Raw genomic sequence first — 22,830 nt, forward strand, 5'->3', positions numbered from 1 at the left:
CAAAACCCAGAGAGAATATTATGTTTAGTCTGCACCCCCGGCTGGACGCCGACACCCTGCTGCTGGGCACCCTGCCCCTGTGCCAGGTGCGCCTGCACCGCGACAGCCGTTACCCCTGGCTGCTGCTGGTGCCGATGCGCGCCGACCTGACCGAGATCCATCACCTGAGTGAGGCCGACCAGCAGCAACTGATGCGCGAGTCCTGCCAGATCGCCAGCCTGATGGAACAGGCCCTGAAGCCGGACAGCATGAACGTGGGCGCACTGGGTAACGTGGTGTCACAACTGCATCTTCATCACGTCGCCCGGTTTGAAGGCGACGACGCCTGGCCCGGCCCCATCTGGGGCGCCCTGCCCAGCAAACCCTATGAGCCGGACGCGCTGGCTGAAGCCGCGCAATTCTGGCGGCAGGCGCTCGCCGCGATGGACGGATTTGTTCCAGCCGCCTGAGGGCCGGAATGAAAAAAGGGCGCCACTGGCGCCCTTTTTTCATGGGAACTCCGCGTTACTTAAAACGCTGCGGGGTCAGGGTGACGTAATGCTCACCACCGCTCACGCTGATCTCACCATCGCTGATGGTGATGGCCAGATCCATGGTGCGCTCCACCATGGCCGCCAGCGCTTCACCCTCTTCCGCGCCGATAAACCACACGGTCAGGTTGTCGAAGCGGCTGAACTTGCCCTTGTTCTTCTCCCACCACACCGGCACGGCACGGTCGCCGTAGGCCAGCAGCACCACCTGCTGTGCACGGTTGCAGGCTTTGCGGATGCGGGTCTCTTCCGGCATCCCCAGATCAATCCACAACTCAATCTCGTCGCTGTAGGACTTCTGCCACAGCTCCGGCTCATCATCGGCACACAGGCCGCGGGTAAACTCCAGGCGCTCGTTACCGTACATCCCCCAGGCCAGCAGGCGCAGCATCATGCGCAGGTCGGTTTCAGACGGGTGGCGAGCCAGGGTCAGGTTGTTCTCCAGGTAGACATGGCGGTCCATATCGGACAGCTGCACCCGGGCTTTGAATACGGTGGCTTTCAGTGCCATGAACAGGCTCACTTAAGGAAAAATCAGCGGCTGAGGGTAAAGCAGGCCGGGGCAAACAACAAGCACCAGCGTAACCACAACAGAATTCCCGTCCGGACAAGGGGTTCCATTACCCGCCCGCAAACCCGCCGAACAGAAACTGAACAAACGGTGCAGAGTGCATCACGCCAGGGGAACTGGCAGCAGATTCAAGGCTCTATAGGCTCAGCAATTCTGTCGTGCCCCTTGCACTTTGCCTCATTCGCCCCAATAGTAGTCGGGCACACATTTGGGAGAACATCATGAACAAGCTGTTTAAAGTGGGCCTGATCGGCGCCGCGATTGCGCTGGCGGGCTGTCAGGACGACGCCGCCAAGAACCAGACCCCGAACGCGGCTGAAGCCGCTGCCCCTCAGGTTACTCTGACCACCGAGGAGCAGAAAGTGGCTTACGCCATTGGCGTATCCATGGCGCAATACATCGGCGGCAGCCTCGACCAACAGCAGGAACTGGGCGTGAACCTGGACCGCAAACTGGTTCTGGCCGGTGTGACCGATGGCCTGGACAATAACAGTCAACTGACCGACGAGCAGATGCAGGAAGTGCTGATGGCGTTCGAGCAGAAGGTGACCGAGCTGGCCAACGCCAAGCGTGAAGCCGAAATGGCCAAGGTGAAAGAGGAAGGCGCTGCCTGGCTGGCCGAGATGGCCAAGCAGGAAGGCGTGGTCACCACCGATTCCGGCCTGATGTATAAGGTGATCACCGAGGGTGACGGCGCCAAGCCGACCGCCGAAGACACCGTCACCGTTCACTACCGTGGCACCCTGCCCACCGGCGAGGAGTTCGATTCCTCCTACGCCCGTAACGAAACCATCAGCTTCCCGCTGAACGGCGTGATCAAGGGCTGGACCGAAGGTCTGCAGCTGATGCCGGTAGGCTCCAAGTACGAACTGTACATCCCGTCTGAACTGGCGTACGGCGAGCGTGGCGCGGGCCAGATGATCGCCCCGAACACCCCGCTGAAATTCGAAGTGGAACTGTTCGCCATCAACGGCGAGCCGGCCCTCGAAGAGAGCGCTGACAAGTAAGCGCGACGCGAGCATAAAAAAAGGCGCCCTGGGGCGCCTTTTTTGTTTCTGACTTTTGGGTCAACGCAGAACCTGTAGCTTGGGATGGTTCAGCATCGCCAGCACCGGATTGGCGTCCATAATACGCTGGCGCCAGGCGATACCCACCACCAGGCCACTGATAAAGCCGCCGATGTGGGCCCAGTACGCGACCCCTTCCCCCTGCTGCACCACGCCAATCACATTGATCACCAGCCAGATGCCAAAGAACCAGGCGGGACTCAGCTTCTTCTGGAATATCCAGAGCATAAAGGTGAGGCTGGCGTGGCGGAACCACATCAGATACATGCCAAACAGGCCGGCGACCGCACCGCTGGCGCCGAGAATCGGAATGTCGGAGCCGGGATCGGACAACACCTGGGCGACCCCGCCCACCAGGCCGCAAGCCAGGTAGATCGCCAAAAAGCGCCAGCGCCCCAGCACGTCCTCGAGGTTGTCACCCACCACATAGAGGAAATACATATTGCCCAGCAGGTGTGCGACGCTGCCATGAATGAACATGTTGGTCAGCAGGGACCAGAGCTGCTGCCCCGCCATCACCTGATCCGGCCGCAGGGTCAGGTTGTCATAGGTCCACTGCATCCAGTTGGGATACGCCAGCTCCAGACCAAACTGGGCGACATTAATCAGAATCAGGAGATACACCAGCCAGGGCGTAGTGCGCGGCTTGATATTGAACTCCACCGGCATCTTGGAGAGAAACTGGAACACCCAGGTTTTCACACCGGTGTCGCCATTGAGCTCCGCCAGATCCCGCTGCAGCTGAGGTGAATGCACAATCATCTCGCGGCAGTCGTGGTCGACAAACACCCCGAGGCAACTGCGGCAGGCGTTCACTTCCAGGTCATGACCCGGCAACAGCGGTTGTTGGGTCAGCACACGCTCACAGGCGTGGCAATCGCGATGATAGTTACGCAGTCGGGTATACAACTGCTGCTCCATCTGCACATTGTCATCACCGTTGTTGGCGCTGGAGAGCGCGGAGTCCAGCTCCCCCCGCTCAAACCACAGGCCGCCACAGCGGGGACACTCATCCACCTCTTCGCCATGGAAATCGAACACCTCCATGGTTTCGTCCGAACATTGAGGGCACTGCCTCGCCATTGTCACCCTTCCCATCACTGCACACCCGGCCAGGAAAAAGCGACACAATAGCTTGATTGTTAACGAATTGCACCTTTGGCATTGCCGCTCCTCGTGGCAACAGCCGGGCACAAAAAAGGCGCTTCAAAAGCGCCTTCTGGGACGATGCGGGTGCAATGAGCAACCGCCCGTGGTGGCTCACCTCAGACCTCACTGACGCGCCGCCATCGGCGCGTCCTCCTCCGCCTTGCGGATGGTCAGCACCACCCGGCCCACTTCCAGTCCCCACTTGGTCATCACCGCCACATTCAGCAGCTCCGTCTCGCTGACCAACACCATGGTGTCGTCAAAGCTCAACACCCAGCCGCCCTGTTCCTCCGGCAGCTGCAGCTTGTAGCGCCACTTCAGTACCGGACCTACGGCCTGCCCCTCAGCCTGATCCAGCACATCGTCTGCGCTGCCCCGATATTCACCGTTGCCGAGATTGGTCAGGGTCCAGACCCGCTTGCTGACCTCGCCATCGTCCCAGTAGAAGGTTTCGTCCAACACACCGGTGTCACCCTGCCAGGTGCCGGTCATGGTGACGGTAAACCGCCGGGTCACGTCGCCGCTGCGGTCCTGCACCATGCCGGTGGCCACCAGTGGGCCGTTAAAGAACGTTTTGAGTTCAAGCGCCGGGGACTGATTCTGGTACTGGGTCAGGTCGCCGCCGGAGCAGGCGGTCAGCAGCAATATCAGTGCCGCCAGCAGGGTATGCCTCATCGGGATTGTCCTATCAGTGCGTTGCGCAATTTGGGGTAGCGCGAATCCGGGTGCAGCCAGATCGCCAGAAACTGCTCACCAAAGCGGGCCTCGGCAATGCTGCCCAGCGGCTCACCGTTAAAAAAGAACGCGCTTTGCTCCGGCTGCATCACCAGGGTGAGTCGATCGCCGGGGGCGACGTCGGGCCACAGCTGCGCCAGTTTCTGCAACCAGGCCTCGCTGGTTTTGGCGTCATACAGGTCGAGCCGTTTCCACTCCGAGCGGGTGTGGTCAATCAGGTCATCGGCGTCGATGTCGCGCAGGTAGGTCAAATCCAGCGCCAGCGGAGCTTCGATGCCATCATAGACGCCGTTATCGCTGTACAGCCGGGCGTGGTAGATGGGGAACCACAACACCTTCAGTCGTGATTCCCCTACCGGTTTCATCGGTGGTGCCATGGACACCTGGTCCAGCGGCACATTCAGGCTCAGGGAAAGCAGTATCGTGGCCAGCATCGGGCACCTCCGTCATACCACGTTACTGCGCCTTCTCCATCGTCAACTGGACGGTGCTGACGCGGCGGGTCAGGAAGCCCGCTTCGCAGTAACAGAAGTAGTAACGCCACAGACGGATAAAGGGATCATCAAAACCCAGTTGTCGTACCTGCGGCAGGGCCTGCTCGAAGCGTTCCCGCCAGTGGGTAAGGGTGCGGGCATAGTCGAGGCCGATGTCGGTCAGGTCGCGGATCACCATATTGGTCTGCTCAGCCACCAGGCCACTCATCGCCTGCACGCTGGGCAGAAAGCCACCGGGGAAGATGTAGGTCTGGATGAAGTCCGCACCACGACGATAGCTTTCATAGCGCTGGTCGGCGATGGTGATCGCCTGCAACGCCGCCTTGCCACCGGGCTTAAGGCGCTGTTCCAGTGTCTGAAAGAAACCGGGAAGGTAACGCTCGCCCACCGCTTCAATCATCTCCACCGAGACGATCTTGTCGTACTGGCCGGTCAGGTCGCGGTAGTCCAGGCGCAGCAGTTCAATCTGGTCGCTCAGGCCCGCCGCCTCAACCCGCGCTTTGGCCTCCTGGTACTGGGCCTCTGAGATGGTCGTGGTGGTGACGCGGCAGCCATAGGTTTGGGCGGCGTAAATGGCCAGGGCGCCCCAGCCGGTGCCGATCTCCAGCAGATGGTCATCGGCGCTCAGTTCAAGCTGGTCACACAGTCGGGCGATCTTGGTCTGCTGCGCCTGGTCGAGGTCATTGGATTCCCGCCAGATCGCACTGGAGTAGACCATACCGTTGTCCAGAAACAGCTTGTAGAAGTCGTTGGAGAGGTCGTAGTGCGCCTCGATGTTCTTGCGGGCGTTGGCTTTGGAGTTGTGGCGGAGGCGGTGTTTCAGGGTCTGCCACGGCCCGAGTACAAAGCCAAAGCGTCCCTCCAGCTTATCGAGCCAATCGAGGTTGCGGGCAAACAGGGTCAGAAGCGACGTCAGGTCATCGCAATCCACGTCACCATCGCGGTACAGCTCTGCCAAAGCGATGCCGCCGCCAAACAGCAGGGCGCGCCAGGCGCGCTGGTGGTTCACGGTCAGGGTGACCTGCGGCTGGCCCTCACCGAACCGCCACTGCTGACCGGCGTCATTGAGCACCAGGGTGCCGTGTTTCAGGCCGGGCAGAAGCTTCATCAGCAGTGCCCGGCACAGCGCAAAATCCCAACGGGGGGCGGTCGTCACCTGGGTGGTCATCATGGTTCTCCTTGCGTCCGATTGCCCCTCGGATGGGGATAAAACTGGGCGCCCTTCAGCCAGAGCCGGAGCGCTTCATAATAGATGCCGGCGACGGTTTTGATCGTCATCGACGGCGTGCGTCTCCATACGCGCCACAAGCTGGCACGGTTCAACGGTTCGGTGTTAAGACGCAGATCTGCCACAAACTTGGGTCGGCCGGTATCGGCATGCAAGCAGCGGATAAGGATGCCGATGTCGCCATCCCGGATGGCCACTTTCCACTGGTACTGCAGGCCCATGGGCATAAAGGGGGAGACATGGAACACCTTGTCGTTGCCCTCATCCCTATCCAGCGGGATCAGATAATGGTGGCGCTCATTCCAGGGGGTGTTGCTGACCTCAGCCAGCATGTGAGTGAAGCCGTGCTCCCCTTCCAGCAGGTAGAAGTTCACCGGCGAAAAGTAGAGCCCCAGGTTGCGGTACTGGCCCAGCAGCCACACTTTGCCATCCAGTGGGGTCTCGCTCAGTGCATTGATGCGGTGCAGGACCGCTTGCTTGAGATCCCCCTCGCCGAGGTAATCCTGGCGACGGAACCAAAACAGCGGACGACACCATAAGGGGGCCAGCGCCGGCAGCTCATCCAGATCGAGCATCAGCATGTGGATGCCGTAGCTGAAACGATGCTCCGGCGCACTGAACCGATGGTGCAGTACGGTACCGGTAGCCAGCTGAGACCTCATAACTCGACTCCAAAGCGTCGGCAGACATCCAGTGCGCTGCGTACGCCATCCTCATGAAAACCGTTGTACCAGTAGGCCCCACAGAAGTGGGTACGGGCCACGCCACAGATGCGGCTCCGCTCGGCCTTGGCCGCTTCCGCCACCAGATCAAATTGTGGGTGGCTGTAGTGGTAACGGCCACGAATGGTCGCAGGATCGATCGGGGTAACCGGATTGAGGGTGACGCAGTAGGTGGTATCGGTCTGCAGTCCCTGCAGGATGTTCATGTTGTAGGTGACCGCGACAGGGCGGGCATCCCCCACCGCCTCACCCAGTTGGTAGTTCCAGCTGGCCCAGGCTTTTTGGCGGGTCGGCAGGGTACTGACATCGGTGTGCAGAATCACTTCGTTGGGGGCGTAGCGGATGGCCCCCAATACCCCCTGCTCCTCCTCGCTGGCGTCCGCCAGCATGGCCAGGGCCTGATCGGAGTGGCAGGCCAGGATCACCTGATCAAAGTGGCGACGCTGGCCGTGGCTGTCTTCCAGCTCAACGCCATTGTCGTGACGCCACACCCGCTGGATGCCATTTTCCAGCTCAAGCTGAAAACGCCCGGCTTCGATGATCGCCTGAACGTAGCGCCATGAACCGCCCTGCACCGTATACCACTGGGGGCGGTTGGCGATGTCGAGCAATCCGTGGTGGTGGAAAAAACGCAGGAAGAAACGCAGCGGGAAGCCGCGCATGTCGTCCAGACTGCAGGACCAGATGGCGGCGCCCATCGGCAACAGGTAGTGGCTGACCATCCAGCCGGAAAAGCCCTCGCGCTGGAGAAACTCTCCCAAGGTGCAGTCGGGGATGGCTTCCTCCTCCACCAGCTGCTTGCCCAGCTTATTGAAACGCAGGATCTGCCGCACCATCGACCAGAACCGGGGACGGAGCAGGTTGCTGCGCTGGGCCAGCAGGGTATCGAGATTGTGGCCGTTGTACTCCAGGTTGCGGTCCGGGTCCGCCACCGAAAAACTCATTTCGGTGGGGCGGCCAGCCACCCCGAGTGAGGCCAGCAGCTTCTGGAAATTCGGGTAGGTGCGATCGTTGTAAACAATAAACCCGGTATCCACCGCCTGGCCATCCACCTCCACCGTGTGGGTGTGGCCGCCAAGCCAGTCCTCCGGGTCAAACAGGGTCACATCATGGTGCTGCCCCAACAGGTGGGCACAGGTCATGCCCGAGATGCCTCCACCAACGACGGCGATGTTCATTCTTGCTTCTTGAGCCATCGACATATCCTTACTTGTAATCCTTCACCAAGCCAGGAGAGCAGGGTCAGTGGCCAATACAGGCGACGCGGAAACCGAATATTGCGTTTCTTTGCCGCCATGCCTTCCATGATCGCTGCGCTGGCATCCTCTACCGTCATCAAAGCCGGCATCCCAAACGTATTCCGCTGCGTCAGCGGGGTGTCCACAAAGCCCGGTGATACCGCCATCACCCGCACGCCCCGCTCGGCCAGATCGACCTCGAGGGTCCGGGTCAGGTAATGCAGCGCGGCCTTGCTGGCGCCGTAAGCCTGAGCCCGGGTAAACGGCAGCAACCGGGCCAGACTGTCTACCAACACCAGCTCACTGCCCCGGTCCAGCCTGGGCAACAGGGCGCCAAGGCAGTTGGCCGGGCCCATCACATTGGCCTCCATCACCAACCGAAACTGCGCGGTGTCCCACTTTTCCACATCCAGATACTCGCAGGTGCCGGCATTGAGAATGGCGCGGTCCAGCGGGCCATCGCCCAGCGTCTCGGCCAACACCTGAGACAGGGTCGTTTCAGTCTGCTGCTGGTCGGTCACATCAAACTTCGCTGCCACCACCTGGCCGGGGCTCAGGGCCTGCAGCTGCGCCAATGCATCCGGGTTGCGGCCACAGGCGATCACCCGCCAGCCCGCTGACAGGTGATCGATAACCAGTTGGCGTCCAATCCCTGAGGTGGCGCCGGTAATCAACACAGTAATCATTAAGTGTGTGACTTTATTGTGGTTGTGGGAAGTATCGTTACGCCAAGCATAGGCGAAAAGATCACTGAACCTTTTGCCTTTTTGCAGCGTAAACAGGACAACCTCAATGCTGTACAGGATGCCTGCATGCCCATTATTGAAGACCTGCCTCTGTTCCCGCTCACCAGCCACCTGTTCCCCGGTGGCCGCTTGCCGCTGCGGATTTTTGAGCCCCGCTACGTGCGCATGGTGCGGGAGAGCTTTGACCGCGAGCACGCCTTTGCCATGTGCATGCTGGACCCCAAGGGCAACAAGGACGCCAACACCCACATCTGGCCACTGGCCACCCTGGTTAAGGTGGTCGACTTTGATGCGTTGGAAGATGGCATGCTGGGGATCACGGTGGAGGGTATCCAGAAGGTGGAGATCATGACCATCCGCACGGAGCCCGATGAGCTGCGCCTGGGCCGGGTCCGGCCAATGGACAACTGGCAGGCCACGCCGCTGAATGACGCCTTCAGTCCGCTGCAGCAGAAGCTGTCCGAGATCTATCAGGACTACCCCGAACTGGGGCAGCTGTATCAACACCCCCAGTGGCAGGACGCCGCCTGGCTGGCACAACGCTGGCTGGAGGTTGTCCCGCTGGAAGCGGGCCAGAAACAGCGTCTGTGGACCGCGGACCCGGACCAGACACTGCTGCTGTTGAACGACCTGATTCAATCCCAGTGATCCAGTTTCGTCACTCACGCGTTACGACACTGGATATTGCCCACAATGCCGGAGATACTCAGCGTATGGGGATGATCACGGAGTACGGGATCCCAGTGACCAACACGATGGATGAAGCGGACCAGCATCGACTTTGGCTGGGTGCGGTCGCCAAAGACCGCGACAAAAACGCCTTTGCACAGCTGTTTCGCCACTTTGCACCGCGCTTGCTCAGTCACGCGCGACGCCAACTCGGCAATGACGCGCTGGCGCAGGAGATGGTGCAGGAGGCGATGACCAAGGTGTGGCTCAAGGCGCACCTCTACCACCCGGACAAAGGCCGGGTCTCGACCTGGGTGTTTACCGTGGCGCGTAACGTCAGTTACGACATGATGCGCCGTGCACAAGCCCGGCCTGAGCACCCCAGTGCCGAGGATCTCTACCTTGAGCCGGCCATGGATTCAGAGATGGAAGCGGACCAGCTCGACCAACCAGTGTTGCGTCAACAACTGGAGCAGTATTGTCGTCACCTGCCCCCCAAGCAGTTGCAGGTGGTCACCATGATCTACTTTGAGGACCGGTCACATCAGGAAGTGGCCGACGCCCTTGGGGTGCCGCTCGGCACCGTCAAGTCGCGTCTGCGCCTTGCCCTCAACCGGATTCGGGAGCTTTTGGATGAACACCATTAACCACCACCCTGACAAAGCGTGGCTCGACGCTTACGCCGAGGGCCAGCTGTACGGCGGCAAGGCACTGTTGCTGGCCGCCCACCTCGAGTTCTGCCCGGTATGTCGCCATCACGTCGCACAACGGGAGCAGGCCCTGTCCGAACGCTGCTGGCACCATGACAGCAGCCACCAGGAGCAGGACGCCACCGAAGCGATGCTGGCCGACATGCTGTCCAGTCTGCCGGACACCCCGCTGGTCGCCCCGGCGCCTGAAGCGCCGGTTGAGCTTCAGCTTGAGCACCGTCGCTTTGTCCTGCCCCGGGTGCTGGCCCGACAGATGCCGCACCTGGGCAGCTGGAGCCGCCTGCCCGGCGGCCTGCACCAGGCCCGGCTCAATGCGCAGGGGGACGACGATCGGTTCTTCTTTATCCACATGGATCCGAACACCTCGGTGCCCCAGCACACCCACCACGGTGAGGAGCTGACCCTGGTGCTGCACGGCGGCTTCGCCGATGACCGTGGCGAATACAAGATGGGTGACTTTATCCACCTCGACGGCCGCCATGAGCATCAGCCGTTTACCGATGCTGATGAGGATTGCCTGGTGATCAGTGCCCTCGACAAGCCGCTTCAATTCACCTCCGGATTGGCTCGGGTATTGAATCCACTGTCGCAACTTTTCTTTCGCTAAATAACCAACAAAACGCGCCGTCGGGATCCACCCGGCGGCGCGTTTTTTCGTAACTTTCCTACGAATGTAGTTTTTTTAACCAGCCCGAATTTGTATTCATTGCAGCAATTTACCGAGCTGGTAGACTCTGGCCCGTCCAGTTTCGTGATCCATTTCACATTCGAACTCGGCGGCGAATTTATCCGCTTGCTCATGGTTCGCTGCCGTTATATGGCTGTGACAGAGAATCCCCATGAAGGGGATCAATAAAAGAAAATTACTACACGCGAGGAAATGATGAAGAAAGCTCTTGCCGCCACTGCCGCCGCAGTGTCTCTTGCCCTGACCTCCTTCGTTGCCACTGCAGCCGATTTCAAACCGGCCGTGGCGTACGATACTGCTGGTAAGCACGACAAATCCTTCAACCAGGCCGTTTACGAGAATGGCGTTATCGCCTTCAACAAAGACAAAGGCGTGAAGGTATTCGAATACGTGCCGTCCAACGACACTCAGCGCGAGCAGGGCCTGGAGCGTATGGCTCGCCGCGGTTACTCCCCGATCGTGGTTGTGGGCTTCAACTACGCCGCCTCCCTGGAGAAAGTGGCCAAGAAGTACCCGGAAACCGATTTCGTCATCATCGACTCCGTGGTTGACCTGCCGAACGTGAAGTCCCTGGTGTTCGCTGAGCACGAAGGTTCCTTCCTGGTGGGCGCTCTGGCAGCCATGAAGTCCGAAACCCAGAAAGTGGGCTTTATCGGCGGCATGGACATCCCGCTGATCCGTAAGTTTGCCTGCGGTTACGAGCAGGGTGTTAAGCACGTCAGCGGCGACGCTGAAGTGTTCCAGAACATGACCGGCTCCACCCCGGCCGCCTTCGCTGACCCGGTACGTGGTGCTGAGCTGGCCAAGAGCCAATTCTCCCGTGGCGCTGACATCGTATTCGCCGCCGCTGGTGGTACCGGTAACGGCGTTTACCAGGCCGCCAAAGACGAAGGCAAGTTCGCCATCGGCGTTGACTCCAACCAGAACCACCTGCACCCGGGCACCATGCTGACCTCCATGGTTAAGCGTGTTGGTTTCACCACCTACAAGGTGTTTGAAGAGTACCAGGCCGGTAACTTCAGCGCCGGTATCCAGGCCAACGGTCTGGCCGACGGTGGCATCGAGTGGGCTCTGGACGAGTACAACCGCGACCTGATCAGCGCTGAGGACGAAGCGCAACTGAACGCCATCGCCAAGAAGATCATCGCTGGCGAAATCGTCGTTCACGACTACATGGCTGACAACAGCTGCAAATACTAATCCCCTAACGGATTCAGTGACTTAAGAAAAGCCCCCGGATCCCGGGGGCTTTCTATCATGCAATAGCGAGAAACACAGCCATGTCTCAAGCCCGACCCCAGTCGCCGCTTGCGCTGGAACTGCGCGGTATCGAAAAACGGTTCGGCGACGTCCACGCCAACCGGGATATCAATCTGCAAGTCCCTGCCGGCACCATCCACGGCATCATCGGCGAAAACGGCGCCGGTAAATCCACCCTAATGAACATCATCTACGGTTTCTACGAAGCCGATTCCGGTGAGATCCTGGTGGAAGGCCAACGTCAGACCATCACCTCCTCCCGTGAAGCGATCGCCGCCGGCATCGGCATGGTGCACCAGCACTTTATGCTGGTGGACAATTTCACCGTGCTGGAAAACGTCATCCTCGGCGCCGAAGAGGGCGGCCTGCTGGCCGGTTCCCTGCGTAAAGCCCGCAAGGAGCTGACCCGCCTGGCCGAAGAGTACCAGCTCGACGTGCCCCTGGATGCCACCATTGAAGAGCTGCCGGTAGGCCTGCAGCAGCGGGTGGAGATCCTCAAAGCGCTGTACCGCGGCGCCAAGGTTCTGATCCTGGATGAACCGACCGGGGTGCTGACCCCACAGGAAACCGACCACCTGTTCCGCATTCTCGATGCACTGCGTCAGCAGGGCGTCACCATCTTGCTGATCACCCACAAGCTGCGCGAAATCCTCGCCGTCACCGACAACGTCTCGGTGATGCGCCAGGGCGCCATGGTGGGTCACGTTAAGACCGCCGACACCGACAAGGAAGCCCTGGCCGAACTGATGGTGGGCCGCAAGGTTCGACTGAAAGTGGAGAAAGGCCCGGCCAAGCCCGGTGAGGTGCTGATGTCCACCCGCGACCTGACCTACACCGACGATCGCGGCGTCGACATGCTCAAGTCCGTCAACATCGACATCCGTGCCGGTGAAGTGGTGGGCATCGCCGGGGTTTCCGGCAACGGTCAGTCCGAACTGATGGAAGCGCTGGCGGGCATCCTGGTGCCCAGCAAAGGCGAAATCCGCATCGGCAGCCACCACATCACCCCGGAAGCCCCTTCCGACCCGAAATCCGTCCGTGCCATGAAAGTGGGCCACGTACCGGAAGACCGCCTGGCCATGGGTTTGGTCAAGAGCTTCTCCGCCGAAGAGTCCGCCATTCTGGGCTTCCACGAGCAGGCACAATACAACGGTCCGGTGCTGTCCAAGCCCAAGGCGATCGAAGCCAAGTGCCGCGCCCTGATGGAAGAGTGGGACGTGCGCCCGCCCAACCCGAAACTGCGCTCCTCGCTGTTCTCCGGTGGTAACCAGCAGAAGCTGATCATCGCCCGGGAAGTGGACCAGAACCCGGACGTGCTGATGATCGGCCAGCCCACCCGTGGCGTCGACATCGGTGCCATCGAATACATCCACAAACGCATCATCGACATGCGTGACCAGGGCAAAGGCGTGCTGCTGGTGTCGGTGGAACTGGATGAGATCCTGGCCCTGTCCGACCGCATCGTGGTGATGTTCGACGGCAACATCGTGGGCGAAGTTCCCGCCGACAAAGCCAACGAACGCATCCTCGGCATGATGATGGCCAACGTCATTCCTGATGAACTCAAAGCAGGAGAGACCCTGTGAACAACAACAAACTGCCGGCCTGGATCAACGTCCTGCTGTTGCCGCTGCTTAACCTGCTGATGGCTTTCGCGGTCTCCGCCCTGGTGTTTATCGCCGTGGACGTGAACCCGGTTGAAGCCGCCTCCCTGATGATTCAGGGTGCCCTGGGCTACCAGGAAGGCGTGGGTTACACCCTGTACTACGCCACCAACTTCATCTTTACCGGTCTCGCCGTCGCGGTGGCCTTCTCCGCTGGCCTGTTCAACATCGGTGGTGAGGGTCAGGCCTACATCGGTGGCCTGGGCACCGGCCTGATGTGTCTGGCGCTGGATGCCTCCATGCCGTTCTGGGTGATCTTCCCGGTCTCCATGCTGGGTGGCATGCTGTTCGGTGCCCTGTGGGCGCTGATCCCGGCCTACCTGCAGGCCTACCGTGGCAGCCACGTGGTGATCACCACCATCATGTTCAACTTCATCGCCTCCTCACTGATGGTCTACCTGATGGTGAACGTGCTGAAGCCGGACGGTGAGATGTCCGCGGTATCCCGCCTGATTGGTGAGAACGCCCGCCTGCCGATGATGGATGAGATCCTCGGCTGGTTCGGCATCGCCTTCGACCCGAGCCCGCTCAACTTCTCCTTCTTCATCGCCCTGGCTGCCCTGGTGATGGTCTGGCTGCTGCTGTGGCACACCCGCTGGGGTTACGCCATTCGGGCCCTGGGTGCCAACCCCACTGCCGCCAGCTACGGCGGCATCAACCCCAAGCGACTGACCGTGATCGTAATGCTGATTTCCGGTGGCCTGGCGGGTCTGCTGGGGATGAACGAAGTGGCCGGTTACAGCCACCAGCTGCGTCTCGACTTCGTGGCCGGTTACGGCTTTACCGGGATTGCCGTGGCGTTGATTGGCCGTGGCCACCCCATCGGCATCCTGTTCGCTTCCCTGCTGTTTGGCGTGCTGTTCCAGGGCGGTAACGAACTGTCGTTCGAATACCCCAACGTGGACCGCGAAATGGTGGAAGTGGTGCAGGCCCTGGTGGTGCTGTTCTCCGGTGCCCTGTCGCTGATGCTGGTGAAGCCGGTCGAGAAGATCTACCTGGCCATCACCGCCGCTAAAGCGGACAAACTGAAAGCGCAGGAGGCCTAAGTCATGTTTGAGACCATTATCCTGCTGCTGGACGCCACCCTGCGCGTCTCCACTCCGCTGCTGCTGTTGGCCCTGGCGGGTCTGTTCTCCGAGCGCTCCGGCGTGGTGAACATCGCCCTTGAGGGTAAGCTGCTGGCCGCCGCCTTCGCGGCAGCCGCCACCGCGTTTGCCACCGACAGCGTCTGGCTGGGCATGCTCGCCGGCATGGCGACGGGTGTGATGATGAGCCTGATCCACGGCTTCGCCTCCATCACCCACCGGGGCGATCAGATCGTGTCCGGTACCGCCATCAACATGCTGGCCGCGGGCCTGACCATCACCCTGGGCCGCTACTGGTTCGAGATGGGTGGCCAGACACCGGCGCTCTCCGGCAACCAGCGCTTCCAGGCCATCACGCTGCCGCTGGCCGAAATGCTGGAGAACGTGCCCGTCATCGGTGCCCTCTACTCCAAGCTGCTGTCCGGCCACACCCTGCTGGTGTACCTGGCGTTTGCCATGGTGCCCCTGTCCTGGTGGATCCTGCAGCGCACCCGCTTCGGTCTGCGTCTGCGCGCCGTGGGTGAAAACCCGCACTCCGTGGACACCGCCGGCATCTCTGTGACCTGGCTGCGCTACCGCGCCCTGATCATCGCCGGTATCCTGGCGGGCATCGCGGGCGCTTACCTCTCTACCGGTCACGCCGCTGGCTTCGTACCGAACATGAGTGCCGGTAAAGGCTTTATCGCCCTGGCCGCGCTGATCTTCGGTAAGTGGCGTCCGGTGCCGGTAATGCTGGGCTGTCTGCTGTTCGGCTTCCTTGATGCCCTGGCCGTGCGCCTGCAGGGTGTTGAGTTGCCGGTGGTGGGCGAAGTGCCGGTGCAGGCGATTGAGGTGCTGCCTTACGTCCTGACCGTCCTGCTGCTGGCTGGCTTTATCGGCAAAGCCGTTGGCCCGAAAGCGGTTGGCCAGCCCTACGTGAAATCTCGCTAAAGCGCGACACTACACAGTACAACGCCCCCGATTGGGGGCGTTGTTGTTTCTGGCCAATGTCCCGCCCTCCCTGACTGATCAAGATCAAACTCCCTGCGGATCCGACCTCCTGCACCCAGCCTGCTGGCTCAATAGACCTATAGTTTGTAGGTGTATTTAGCCATCCCATCGATGTCATCCACGCGGTTAAGGAGAACATCATGAGCCCAAGCACAAACGCCCCACGTAAAGTTTCCCGACGCGATGTTCTGGGTGGTGCCGCCTCCCTGATTGCCACCAGTGCCATGGGGGCCGGTGTGGCGGGCATGGCCCTTGCCGACGATGGTAAACAACAGGAAGCCCCGCCCCTGCCCTGGCCCTGGGTTGAGATTGACCCGATGGAAGCGGGCACCCGGGCTTACCGTTACTACATGGATAAGGGAGGCTGCGGCTCCGCCAGTTACCTCTCACTGTTGAGCCTGCTGAAGGAGAAGGTCGGCTACCCCTGGACCACCATGCCTGACATGCTGATGATCCACGCCGCCGCCGGGTTTGGCGGACACGGCACCCTGTGTGGTGCCCTGGCGGGGGCTTCAGTCATCATCAATATGGTGACCTACGGAGAAAAGCGGGACAACTACCTGCAAAACAGCGCCATTGTCGATCGCCTGTTCTGGTGGTACGCCGAGCAGGAGTTTCCCACTAAGATGTTCGACCACCTCTCCCCCCTCCCTGACCAGATCCGGGTGAAGGCGATGACGCCCCTGTGCCACTCCTCCGTCTCCAAATGGTCACTGGCGGCGGGAGTCAAAGACCTGCATGACCCGGCCAAACTGGAGCGCTGCGCCAAGGTCGCTGGCGAAGTGGTGTTTATGACGGCTCAGGCACTGAACGAATTCTTTGAGGGCAAGTGGGTCGCCCCCACCTGGAAACCCTCAGAATCCACCCAGCACTGCATCGGCTGCCACGGTCCGGCGACCCCAGGCAAGAAACCGATGAACTGGAACCAGCAGGGCCATATGGATTGTCTGGCCTGCCATGATGACCACACCAAAACGTAGCGACGCTTTGGTGCCATTCGGTTGCCTCTGCTGCCGTCGGTCGAAGCCCGGCCATCCGGAGGCGGCTCAGAAGCGGTTGCGGCGGGCAGGAACAGGCTGAGCAGCGCCGCCAGCCTCACACCTCAGGCCGCAAACACCCGAGGTTTTGCAGACAAAACAACGCCCCCTTTCGGGGGCGTTGTCTCTGCAGCCGAATTGGATCTCCGGCCATGCTGACCCGGTAGTTCAGGCCGCATTAATCAGGCGTTGTCGACGCCGATCACTTCAGCCGCGTCAGGCCAACCAGCGCCAGAATCGCACCGCCCACCATACCGGCCCAGGCTTCAATCGGGGTATCTCCGCTCAGGGCACGGGTCACCTGAGAGCTTGCGGAGTCGTAGATGTTGTAACCCCAGAAAGCCAGAGCCACGCCTGCGACGATAAGCACAATGCCAAGAATCTTATTATTCATTTCCACTCCAATGGTGTTTAACCGATAGGTTTACCGGCCCGGAACTCAAAATGCCGTTAGCTTCAACATGTAATAGGAACTCATTCATGTTGCTGACATTTTTGACACGTTCACAGAGTTTGCCAGCGAGGCGCCCACCCTGTCCATCGGTGGAAAGACGGCGGCGCCCCCCTGGCGCCAATCGGGTCCCCAGCGGCCATCGGGACCATAGAAAACGCCCCGGCCTGGGCGCTTTCTATGTCGAAAGAAACTGGATGTTCACCGGCCCCACAGCCAGCCAATCTGGAAAGTCAGCTGGGGATTATCATAGTCGCCATCGCCAAAGGTAAGGCCGGGCTCAAAGTAGAAGCCGCCAGTGCCGAAGGTGAAGGAGACGCCCCCATAGCGCCAGATTTTGGATTCGCGACTGTTCTCCTCAAGATCGGAATAACCGGCGATCAGGTTCACCGACTGAAAGAAACTGTCCGGGCGCTCGTATACGCTGACCCCCAGCTCCACACCACTGAGCTTATCGCCCCAATAACCTCCGGCAATCTGCAGCGGTACGCCAAGGGCGTCGGATTTGAGTACCAGATTGCCCCCAGCCGGGGTGCCAAGAGCCAGACCAAAAGCGGTGCTGTCTTGCGCCGTGGCTGGTAGGGCAAATGCGGCCAGCAGCAGGCAGCCTGAAGTCAGTGTACGAGTCATGATTCATATCCCTGTTTTTTAAGCACGTCTGCGGCATTCCCTGCCACAGGCCGAACGGATTATCGGCGCGCCTTATCTCAACACAATGACTCGGCTGACTCCATCCGGAACACCACTGGGCAGCGCTTCATTGAGTGAATATGGAAGGGACAAAAGCCATAAAAAACGCCGCCCCATCGGGCGGCGTTTTCTCGCGGTTCAGAGCAACTGAATCACTTGGTGGCCAGGTACGCCATCAGGTCAACCAGCTCGCCCACGGACTGGACGTTGTTCAGGTTGATCAGGTACTTGTTGTTCACCACAAAGGCCGGGATGGAGCCCACCTGGTACAGGCGCTGCTCTTTGTTCCACAGCTCAACCTGCTCGGTGATGGCCGGGGTTTCGGCGATGGCGTCGAACTTAGCCGCGTCCACACCGTTCTCAACGAAGATGGCACGAACGTCAGCCAGGGAGTTGATGCCCTCGCCGTGCTTGTCGCCCGCAGTGTGGTTGTGGTCTTTGCCACCCATCAGGGCGAACATCGGGTCTTTAATCTTGCCCGCTTCACCCATCTCCTGAACGGTAGCGAAGGCGCGGATCACCGCCTGGTAGGTCTGGAAGTCGGCGTCGTTACGAGCGAAGTTAACGTGCTTCTGCTCGAACTTCAGGCCCTGCTCTTGCAGTGCCGGCACGATGGTCGGCAGGAAGCGGGCTTCCATGTTGTAGCAACCGCCACAGTAGAAGGAGAAGAACTCGGTGATGGTCGGTTGCTCAACCTTACCGGCCGGGTTCACCACCTGGTAGTGTACGCCTTCTTTGAAGTGGCTGGTTTGAGCCGCTTTCGGCGCTGCCTGAGCGGCCGCCTGCGGTGCAGCGGTTTCGGCCTTGGCCGGAGCTTCAGGAGCGGATTCGGAACAACCGGCCAGCATCAGGGCCAGGGCAATACCAAGGATCTTTTTCACGATCAGTTTTCTCGTTATGGGCTAGACAAATTGACGCAAGCATAGCCCTTTGAGCCTATCTAAGGTCAAGTACTTATCGGTGTAACGAAGTGAAAGGGTGAAGCGAATCACCGGACAGAAAAAACCGCAACGGTGCAGGGAACCTCGCATTCAGGTTATAGTCGTAGGCCCTTGTTTCGATGGAGTGACCGATGCCTCTGGCATTTGCCCTACTGCTGATGTTTGGCCTGGCCAGCTGTGCCGGAAAACCCCCACCGCCACCGCCACAACACTACTTCACCACCGAGCAGGGTGCCGATGGTGAGTTGCGCTTCACCTTTAACTACATCCAACCGATTGACCCACGCCTGAGTCGTCGCCTGAAACAGGAGCGCTACGCCGAGCCCGATGCCATCCAGGTCACGCTGCCGGGGGATGGCCCGCTGATCGACCAGCACCAACTCTACCTCGATCTGGAAAAAGCGCTGGACCAGCGGCAACTGTGCCTCGACGGCTACCGCATTGACCAGCGCTACTCCACCCGACGCGGGATCAGTTTGCAGGGGCGTTGTCGCTGACCGACACCATCGCGGCCTGCACCTGCTGATGGCCGGCCCGGTTCAGTCGGGCCAGGCCCAGCCACACCAGCGGCAGCAGCATCAGCACCGCCAGTGACGCCACCGGAGCCACCGGCAGCAGGTTCACCAACCCCACCAGCACCGAAGCGCCGGTCATCTGGAACAGGCCCAGCAGCGCGGACGCGGTGCCGGCACGCTCACCGAAGGGCGCCAGCGCCGAACCGCCACACACCGCAAAGACGAAGCAGAAGCCGATGCTGGAGATGAACACCGGGCCCATAAAGGCCGCCGGGTGGCTCAGGTCCGCCAGCAGCAACAGAGCGATGGCCGCCACCAGACAGAGGCCGATGGCCAGGCGCAGGGCAGCGCGCTTGCCGACGCGGGCGACAATGCTCGGGGCCGCAAACGCCGCCGCGATATTGATGGCCGCGTTGGCGCCAAACCACAGGCTGAACGCCATCGGGCTTTGCTTCATCGCCACCATCAGCTGAACCGGGGCCAGGCTGACGTAACCGATGATCACCGCCATCGCCAGCATGATAAAGCCCGCGTGGTACTGGAATACCGGATGACTCAGCACCGGCTGGTAGCGCGCCCAGCTCACCAACGCCCCTTCAGAGCGGGTGTCCGCCGGCCGGGTTTCCGGCAGGCGCCAGGCCACCAGAGCACCGGCCAGCAGGGCGTAAGCCGCCATAAAGTAGAAGGTGGCACGCCAGTCCCACAGGGCCGCCAGCATACCGCCCAGCAGCGGAGCCAGTGCCGGCACCACGCAGATCACGCCGTTGAGGTAGCTGTAGATTGGGCCCGCACGCTCCGGGCCATAGCTGTCACGCACGCCCGACATGGCGGCCACCACCACGGCACAGGCCCCAAAGCCCTGCAGCAGGCGCGCCAGCCACAGCACTTCAATCTGGTTGGCCCAGGCGGCCATCAGCGAACCGGCCAGGTAGAGCGCCACACCACTGAGTGCCAGCGGTCGACGGCCATAGCGGTCAGCCAGCGGGCCGGCCAGCAACTGACCCAGGCCCATGGCCAGAAGAAATACCGCGACGGTTGCCTGCACCTGAGGCAGCGGCGCCGCCAGCGCGTCTGCCATTGCCGGAACCGCCGGCAGAAAGATGTCGATGGCCAGGGGACTGAACGCCACCAGCAACATCAGCAAAACAAAAGGAACAGGACGAGTCATGACACACTTACCAAGGAAAAGAGGGCGCCATTGTAGGCAAGCCAAGTTATGATAAAAAATGATTTGTTGTCAGCAGACACTTTCCAAATTGGAATATATTGAGGGAGCCCGCCGTGGCTATTGAAGCGCTCGATCTGAACCTGCTTCGGCTGATGCTGGTACTGCTGGAGGAGGGCAGCGTCAGCGGCGCCGCCCAGCGCCTGCACCTGAGTCAGTCCGCCGTCAGTAAACAGCTGGCCAAGTTGCGGGAACAGCTGGGCAAACCGCTGGATGACCCACTGTTTGTCCGGGCCGGACAGGGCCTGGCCCCCACTGCCAAAGCCCTGACTCTGGAGCCTAAGCTGCGCCAGTGGCTGCGCCTCTCCTGCGAGTTACTCATCCCGGTGGGGTTTGACCCCAACACCGACCAACGCCAGTTCCGCGCCAGCGTGGTGGAAACCGCCTTCCCCAGCCTGATGCCCCGGGTGCTGACCGACCTGCAGGTGCAGGCACCGGGACTGCGGCTGGATATGGTGCCCGGCTCCGGCGACAAACTGGAACAGCTGGCCCGGGGTCAGCTCGACCTGCTGCTGCTGGCCCGCGATACCGACGAGCGCGCCCGTCCGCCCTGGCACATTCGGGATCTGCCCGCCCTGCCCCAACAAGAGCTCTATACCGACATCAATGTCTGCCTGGTGCGGGAGGACCATCCGGCGCTGGATGGCGGCTGGGATCTGGAGCGGTTTCTGGATCTGCCCCATATCCAGATCTGGGTGGAGGGCACGGAGTTGTGGCTAATGGACCACGTATTGGCGTCGCTGGGACTGAAGCGACCGGTGGCGGTGCAGGTGCCGGACTTTCACAGTGCGGCGTTGATGGCTCAGCACACCGACATGGTGTTTACCTGTGCCAGTGTGTTCGCCCACCAGTTGGCGGCACGCTATGCCCTGGCGGTGTTACCGCTGCCACTGGCGCTGGCGCCCATCAGTTACCGCCTGATGTGGCCGCCGACGCTGGACAGCGATCCAGCCCACCGCTGGCTGCGCGGCTTTATTGCTGAGCGCAGCCAGGGTTTAGGCGCTTGTGGGGCCTAGAGACTGAGACTCAGAGCACCACGGAGCCGATGGCAAAGCCAAAGGCCACGGCCAGGGTGATGGCCACCACGCCGGGCAGCAGGAAGGGGTGGTTAAACACGTACTTGCCGATGCGGGTGGAACCGGTGTCGTCCATCTCCACCGCCGCCAGCAGGGTCGGGTAGGTCGGCAGGACGAACAGCGCGGATACCGCAGCGAAGGAGGCCACGATCACCAGCGGCTCCACACCCATCGCTACCGCCGCCGGCATCAGTGCCACGGTCGCAGCCGCCTGGGAGTACAGCAGCATGGAGGCGAAGAACAGCGCCACCGCCAGCAGCCAGGCGTAGTTACGCACCAGCTCACCGGCCACCTCTTTGATGGTGTCGATATGGGCGGAGACAAAGGTGTCCCCCAGCCAGGCCACGCCCAGCACACAGATACAGGCACTCATGCCCGCCTTGAAGGTGCTGGCACCGAGGATCTGGCCGGTATCCACTTTGCACACCAGGGTGATCACCGCCGCGGCAGAGAGCATCAGGATCATGATCGCCTGGTCACGGGCCATCACCGGGTTCTCAATCAGGCCAACGCTGTCGCTGATGGCGGTGGCGTAGACCACGATGGCAAAGATGCTGAACAGGAAGATCCCCACTGCGCGCTTGGCGCCGGGTTTGATCGCCAGCTCATCCGCCTTGGTGGCGCGCACCAGGCCCTCGGCCAGACGCTGTTGGTATACCGGGTCCTCATCCAGTTCCACGCCTTGGCGGTTGGCCACAAAGGCGGTCAGCAGTACGGCCGCCAGAGAAGCGGGGATGGAAACGGCCAGGATGCTAAGGTAGTCCACGCCCAGTGGGGCGAGAATGCCGGTCAGGGCGACCACGGCGGCGGAGATGGGGGAGGCGGTGATGGCGATTTGCGAGGCTACAACAGCAATGGAGAGCGGACGGGAGGGGCGGATGCCCTGCTCTTTGGCCACTTCGGTGATAACCGGCATGGTGGAGAAGGCGGTGTGGCCGGTGCCGGCCAGAAGGGTCATCCCGTAGGTGACCAGCGGGGCGATGAAGGTGATCTGCTTGGGGTTCTTGCGGATGATGCGCTCGGCAATCTTAACCAGATAATCCATCCCCCCTGCCACCTGCATCGCCGCGATGACCGAGATCACCGACATGATGATCAGAATCACCGAGGTGGGGATATGGCCCGGGGTCAGGCCCAGCATGGCCAGCACCAATACCCCGAGGCCCCCGGCATAGCCGATGCCGATACTGCCGAGACGGCTTCCTAACCAAATCGCCAACAAAACGACACTTAACTCGACAAACAGCATGAACTCTCCAAAGGCAGGGCAAAAAAAAGCGCGCGAATTGTATAGAGTTTGCTGGACCATCTTTGTGACCGGCCTCAAACCCTGCCGATCACAAAATGAG

At 61.0% G+C, this 22,830-nt stretch carries 25 protein-coding genes; 12 read left to right on the forward strand and 13 right to left on the reverse strand.

What is annotated here, in order from left to right; genetic code table 11:
- Positions 1-20 precede the first annotated feature (20 nt).
- Entirely contained in the window at positions 21-449 is a 429-nt protein-coding gene (locus FBAL_RS15265) for an HIT domain-containing protein (RefSeq protein ID WP_013346480.1), read from the forward strand.
- Between the two features lie 55 nt (positions 450-504).
- On the opposite strand, the gene FBAL_RS15270 is transcribed toward FBAL_RS15265, so the two are convergent.
- Entirely contained in the window at positions 505-1,041 is a 537-nt protein-coding gene (locus FBAL_RS15270; RefSeq protein ID WP_013346481.1) for a YaeQ family protein, read from the reverse strand.
- 281 nt (positions 1,042-1,322) lie between these two features.
- Between FBAL_RS15270 and fkpA the strand changes: the two genes are divergently transcribed.
- Entirely contained in the window at positions 1,323-2,108 is a 786-nt protein-coding gene (fkpA, locus tag FBAL_RS15275) for an FKBP-type peptidyl-prolyl cis-trans isomerase (protein WP_013346482.1), read from the forward strand.
- A gap of 60 nt (positions 2,109-2,168) precedes the next feature.
- Here the strand turns inward: fkpA and FBAL_RS15280 are convergent, their stop codons facing one another.
- The 7 genes from FBAL_RS15280 to FBAL_RS15310 all read right to left on the reverse strand — a co-directional run bounded on the left by FBAL_RS15280 (position 2,169) and on the right by FBAL_RS15310 (position 8,420).
- Positions 2,169-3,266, reverse strand: coding sequence for a rhomboid family intramembrane serine protease (locus FBAL_RS15280; protein ID WP_342633022.1), 1,098 nt, complete (start codon positions 3,264-3,266; stop codon positions 2,169-2,171).
- A 174-nt stretch (positions 3,267-3,440) separates the two neighbouring features.
- Positions 3,441-3,992: a DUF3833 domain-containing protein gene (locus tag FBAL_RS15285; RefSeq protein ID WP_013346484.1), complete on the reverse strand. Its 552-nt coding sequence runs from the start codon at positions 3,990-3,992 to the stop codon at positions 3,441-3,443.
- On the reverse strand, positions 3,989-4,486 hold the full coding sequence (locus FBAL_RS15290; RefSeq protein WP_013346485.1) for a chalcone isomerase family protein: 498 nt from the start codon (positions 4,484-4,486) through the stop codon (positions 3,989-3,991). Before FBAL_RS15290 ends, FBAL_RS15285 begins: the two co-directional genes overlap by 4 nt.
- Positions 4,487-4,508: 22 nt before the next feature.
- Positions 4,509-5,714 (reverse strand): SAM-dependent methyltransferase, encoded by a 1,206-nt coding sequence (locus FBAL_RS15295; protein ID WP_013346486.1) that lies wholly within the window; start codon positions 5,712-5,714, stop codon positions 4,509-4,511.
- Positions 5,714-6,436 carry a DUF1365 domain-containing protein gene (locus FBAL_RS15300; RefSeq protein ID WP_013346487.1) on the reverse strand — a complete coding sequence of 241 codons (723 nt, stop codon included), beginning with the start codon at positions 6,434-6,436 and terminating at the stop codon, positions 5,714-5,716. Before FBAL_RS15300 ends, FBAL_RS15295 begins: the two co-directional genes overlap by 1 nt.
- Positions 6,433-7,692, reverse strand: a complete 1,260-nt coding sequence (locus FBAL_RS15305; RefSeq protein WP_148226763.1) for an NAD(P)/FAD-dependent oxidoreductase — start codon at positions 7,690-7,692, stop codon at positions 6,433-6,435. Before FBAL_RS15305 ends, FBAL_RS15300 begins: the two co-directional genes overlap by 4 nt.
- On the reverse strand, positions 7,671-8,420 hold the full coding sequence (locus FBAL_RS15310) for an SDR family NAD(P)-dependent oxidoreductase (protein ID WP_013346489.1): 750 nt from the start codon (positions 8,418-8,420) through the stop codon (positions 7,671-7,673). The genes FBAL_RS15305 and FBAL_RS15310 overlap by 22 nt, the downstream gene beginning before the upstream one ends.
- A 126-nt stretch (positions 8,421-8,546) precedes the next feature.
- Here FBAL_RS15310 and FBAL_RS15315 point away from each other — a divergent pair, with 126 nt between their 5' ends.
- From FBAL_RS15315 to FBAL_RS15350, 8 genes are all read left to right on the forward strand, one after another.
- Positions 8,547-9,128, forward strand: coding sequence for an LON peptidase substrate-binding domain-containing protein (locus FBAL_RS15315; protein ID WP_013346490.1), 582 nt, complete (start codon positions 8,547-8,549; stop codon positions 9,126-9,128).
- Between the two features lie 95 nt (positions 9,129-9,223).
- The gene (locus FBAL_RS15320) at positions 9,224-9,796 is read left to right on the forward strand and encodes a sigma-70 family RNA polymerase sigma factor (protein WP_171814280.1); all 573 of its coding nucleotides are present in this window, start codon (positions 9,224-9,226) and stop codon (positions 9,794-9,796) included.
- A complete protein-coding gene (locus FBAL_RS15325) occupies positions 9,783-10,466 on the forward strand; it encodes a ChrR family anti-sigma-E factor (RefSeq protein ID WP_013346492.1) in 684 nt (227 codons plus the stop codon). The genes FBAL_RS15320 and FBAL_RS15325 overlap by 14 nt, the downstream gene beginning before the upstream one ends.
- A 276-nt stretch (positions 10,467-10,742) precedes the next feature.
- On the forward strand, positions 10,743-11,747 hold the full coding sequence (locus tag FBAL_RS15330; RefSeq protein WP_013346493.1) for a BMP family lipoprotein: 1,005 nt from the start codon (positions 10,743-10,745) through the stop codon (positions 11,745-11,747).
- An 80-nt stretch (positions 11,748-11,827) separates the two neighbouring features.
- Positions 11,828-13,393 (forward strand): ABC transporter ATP-binding protein, encoded by a 1,566-nt coding sequence (locus FBAL_RS15335; protein ID WP_013346494.1) that lies wholly within the window; start codon positions 11,828-11,830, stop codon positions 13,391-13,393.
- Positions 13,390-14,517, forward strand: a complete 1,128-nt coding sequence (locus FBAL_RS15340; protein ID WP_013346495.1) for an ABC transporter permease — start codon at positions 13,390-13,392, stop codon at positions 14,515-14,517. Before FBAL_RS15335 ends, FBAL_RS15340 begins: the two co-directional genes overlap by 4 nt.
- Positions 14,518-14,520: 3 nt before the next feature.
- Positions 14,521-15,486, forward strand: coding sequence for an ABC transporter permease (locus tag FBAL_RS15345; RefSeq protein ID WP_013346496.1), 966 nt, complete (start codon positions 14,521-14,523; stop codon positions 15,484-15,486).
- 200 nt (positions 15,487-15,686) lie between these two features.
- Complete coding sequence (locus tag FBAL_RS15350) at positions 15,687-16,526, forward strand: C-GCAxxG-C-C family protein (RefSeq protein WP_013346497.1); 840 nt, start codon at positions 15,687-15,689, stop codon at positions 16,524-16,526.
- A gap of 259 nt (positions 16,527-16,785) precedes the next feature.
- Here FBAL_RS15350 and FBAL_RS15355 read toward each other — a convergent pair whose 3' ends face one another.
- The 3 genes from FBAL_RS15355 to FBAL_RS15365 all read right to left on the reverse strand — a co-directional run bounded on the left by FBAL_RS15355 (position 16,786) and on the right by FBAL_RS15365 (position 18,605).
- Positions 16,786-16,977, reverse strand: a complete 192-nt coding sequence (locus FBAL_RS15355) for a DUF3185 family protein (protein ID WP_013346498.1) — start codon at positions 16,975-16,977, stop codon at positions 16,786-16,788.
- 258 nt (positions 16,978-17,235) lie between these two features.
- Positions 17,236-17,664 carry a hypothetical protein gene (locus FBAL_RS15360; RefSeq protein ID WP_013346499.1) on the reverse strand — a complete coding sequence of 143 codons (429 nt, stop codon included), beginning with the start codon at positions 17,662-17,664 and terminating at the stop codon, positions 17,236-17,238.
- A gap of 212 nt (positions 17,665-17,876) precedes the next feature.
- On the reverse strand, positions 17,877-18,605 hold the full coding sequence (locus FBAL_RS15365; protein ID WP_013346500.1) for a thiol:disulfide interchange protein DsbA/DsbL: 729 nt from the start codon (positions 18,603-18,605) through the stop codon (positions 17,877-17,879).
- A 191-nt stretch (positions 18,606-18,796) separates the two neighbouring features.
- Between FBAL_RS15365 and FBAL_RS15370 the strand changes: the two genes are divergently transcribed.
- Positions 18,797-19,162 carry a hypothetical protein gene (locus FBAL_RS15370; protein ID WP_013346501.1) on the forward strand — a complete coding sequence of 122 codons (366 nt, stop codon included), beginning with the start codon at positions 18,797-18,799 and terminating at the stop codon, positions 19,160-19,162.
- On the opposite strand, the gene FBAL_RS15375 is transcribed toward FBAL_RS15370, so the two are convergent.
- Complete coding sequence (locus FBAL_RS15375) at positions 19,137-20,348, reverse strand: multidrug effflux MFS transporter (protein WP_013346502.1); 1,212 nt, start codon at positions 20,346-20,348, stop codon at positions 19,137-19,139. The genes FBAL_RS15370 and FBAL_RS15375 overlap by 26 nt on opposite strands.
- Positions 20,349-20,461: 113 nt before the next feature.
- Between FBAL_RS15375 and FBAL_RS15380 the strand changes: the two genes are divergently transcribed.
- Positions 20,462-21,421 carry a LysR family transcriptional regulator gene (locus FBAL_RS15380; protein ID WP_013346503.1) on the forward strand — a complete coding sequence of 320 codons (960 nt, stop codon included), beginning with the start codon at positions 20,462-20,464 and terminating at the stop codon, positions 21,419-21,421.
- A gap of 10 nt (positions 21,422-21,431) precedes the next feature.
- On the opposite strand, the gene FBAL_RS15385 is transcribed toward FBAL_RS15380, so the two are convergent.
- Positions 21,432-22,730, reverse strand: a complete 1,299-nt coding sequence (locus FBAL_RS15385) for an anaerobic C4-dicarboxylate transporter (RefSeq protein ID WP_013346504.1) — start codon at positions 22,728-22,730, stop codon at positions 21,432-21,434.
- Positions 22,731-22,830: the final 100 nt, after the last annotated feature.

This window comes from Ferrimonas balearica DSM 9799, assembly GCF_000148645.1.
GTDB classification, from domain to species: Bacteria; Pseudomonadota; Gammaproteobacteria; order Enterobacterales; family Shewanellaceae; genus Ferrimonas; species Ferrimonas balearica.

What these genes read in the sequence shown, in the direction of transcription:
- FBAL_RS15345 (WP_013346496.1), top strand. Translation starts at nt 14,521, where the DNA reads ATGTTTGAGACCATTATCCTGCTGCTGGACGCCACCCTGCGCGTCTCC.
- FBAL_RS15270 (WP_013346481.1), bottom strand. Translation starts at nt 1,041, where the DNA reads ATGGCACTGAAAGCCACCGTATTCAAAGCCCGGGTGCAGCTGTCCGAT.
- FBAL_RS15335 (WP_013346494.1), top strand. Translation starts at nt 11,828, where the DNA reads ATGTCTCAAGCCCGACCCCAGTCGCCGCTTGCGCTGGAACTGCGCGGT.
- FBAL_RS15360 (WP_013346499.1), bottom strand. Translation starts at nt 17,664, where the DNA reads ATGACTCGTACACTGACTTCAGGCTGCCTGCTGCTGGCCGCATTTGCC.
- FBAL_RS15295 (WP_013346486.1), bottom strand. Translation starts at nt 5,714, where the DNA reads ATGACCACCCAGGTGACGACCGCCCCCCGTTGGGATTTTGCGCTGTGC.
- FBAL_RS15305 (WP_148226763.1), bottom strand. Translation starts at nt 7,692, where the DNA reads ATGGCTCAAGAAGCAAGAATGAACATCGCCGTCGTTGGTGGAGGCATC.
- FBAL_RS15350 (WP_013346497.1), top strand. Translation starts at nt 15,687, where the DNA reads ATGAGCCCAAGCACAAACGCCCCACGTAAAGTTTCCCGACGCGATGTT.
- FBAL_RS15315 (WP_013346490.1), top strand. Translation starts at nt 8,547, where the DNA reads ATGCCCATTATTGAAGACCTGCCTCTGTTCCCGCTCACCAGCCACCTG.
- FBAL_RS15385 (WP_013346504.1), bottom strand. Translation starts at nt 22,730, where the DNA reads ATGCTGTTTGTCGAGTTAAGTGTCGTTTTGTTGGCGATTTGGTTAGGA.
- FBAL_RS15325 (WP_013346492.1), top strand. Translation starts at nt 9,783, where the DNA reads ATGAACACCATTAACCACCACCCTGACAAAGCGTGGCTCGACGCTTAC.
- FBAL_RS15330 (WP_013346493.1), top strand. Translation starts at nt 10,743, where the DNA reads ATGAAGAAAGCTCTTGCCGCCACTGCCGCCGCAGTGTCTCTTGCCCTG.
- FBAL_RS15280 (WP_342633022.1), bottom strand. Translation starts at nt 3,266, where the DNA reads ATGGGAAGGGTGACAATGGCGAGGCAGTGCCCTCAATGTTCGGACGAA.
- FBAL_RS15300 (WP_013346487.1), bottom strand. Translation starts at nt 6,436, where the DNA reads ATGAGGTCTCAGCTGGCTACCGGTACCGTACTGCACCATCGGTTCAGT.
- FBAL_RS15285 (WP_013346484.1), bottom strand. Translation starts at nt 3,992, where the DNA reads ATGAGGCATACCCTGCTGGCGGCACTGATATTGCTGCTGACCGCCTGC.
- FBAL_RS15265 (WP_013346480.1), top strand. Translation starts at nt 21, where the DNA reads ATGTTTAGTCTGCACCCCCGGCTGGACGCCGACACCCTGCTGCTGGGC.
- FBAL_RS15375 (WP_013346502.1), bottom strand. Translation starts at nt 20,348, where the DNA reads ATGACTCGTCCTGTTCCTTTTGTTTTGCTGATGTTGCTGGTGGCGTTC.
- FBAL_RS15290 (WP_013346485.1), bottom strand. Translation starts at nt 4,486, where the DNA reads ATGCTGGCCACGATACTGCTTTCCCTGAGCCTGAATGTGCCGCTGGAC.
- FBAL_RS15355 (WP_013346498.1), bottom strand. Translation starts at nt 16,977, where the DNA reads ATGAATAATAAGATTCTTGGCATTGTGCTTATCGTCGCAGGCGTGGCT.
- FBAL_RS15310 (WP_013346489.1), bottom strand. Translation starts at nt 8,420, where the DNA reads ATGATTACTGTGTTGATTACCGGCGCCACCTCAGGGATTGGACGCCAA.
- fkpA (WP_013346482.1), top strand. Translation starts at nt 1,323, where the DNA reads ATGAACAAGCTGTTTAAAGTGGGCCTGATCGGCGCCGCGATTGCGCTG.
- FBAL_RS15370 (WP_013346501.1), top strand. Translation starts at nt 18,797, where the DNA reads ATGCCTCTGGCATTTGCCCTACTGCTGATGTTTGGCCTGGCCAGCTGT.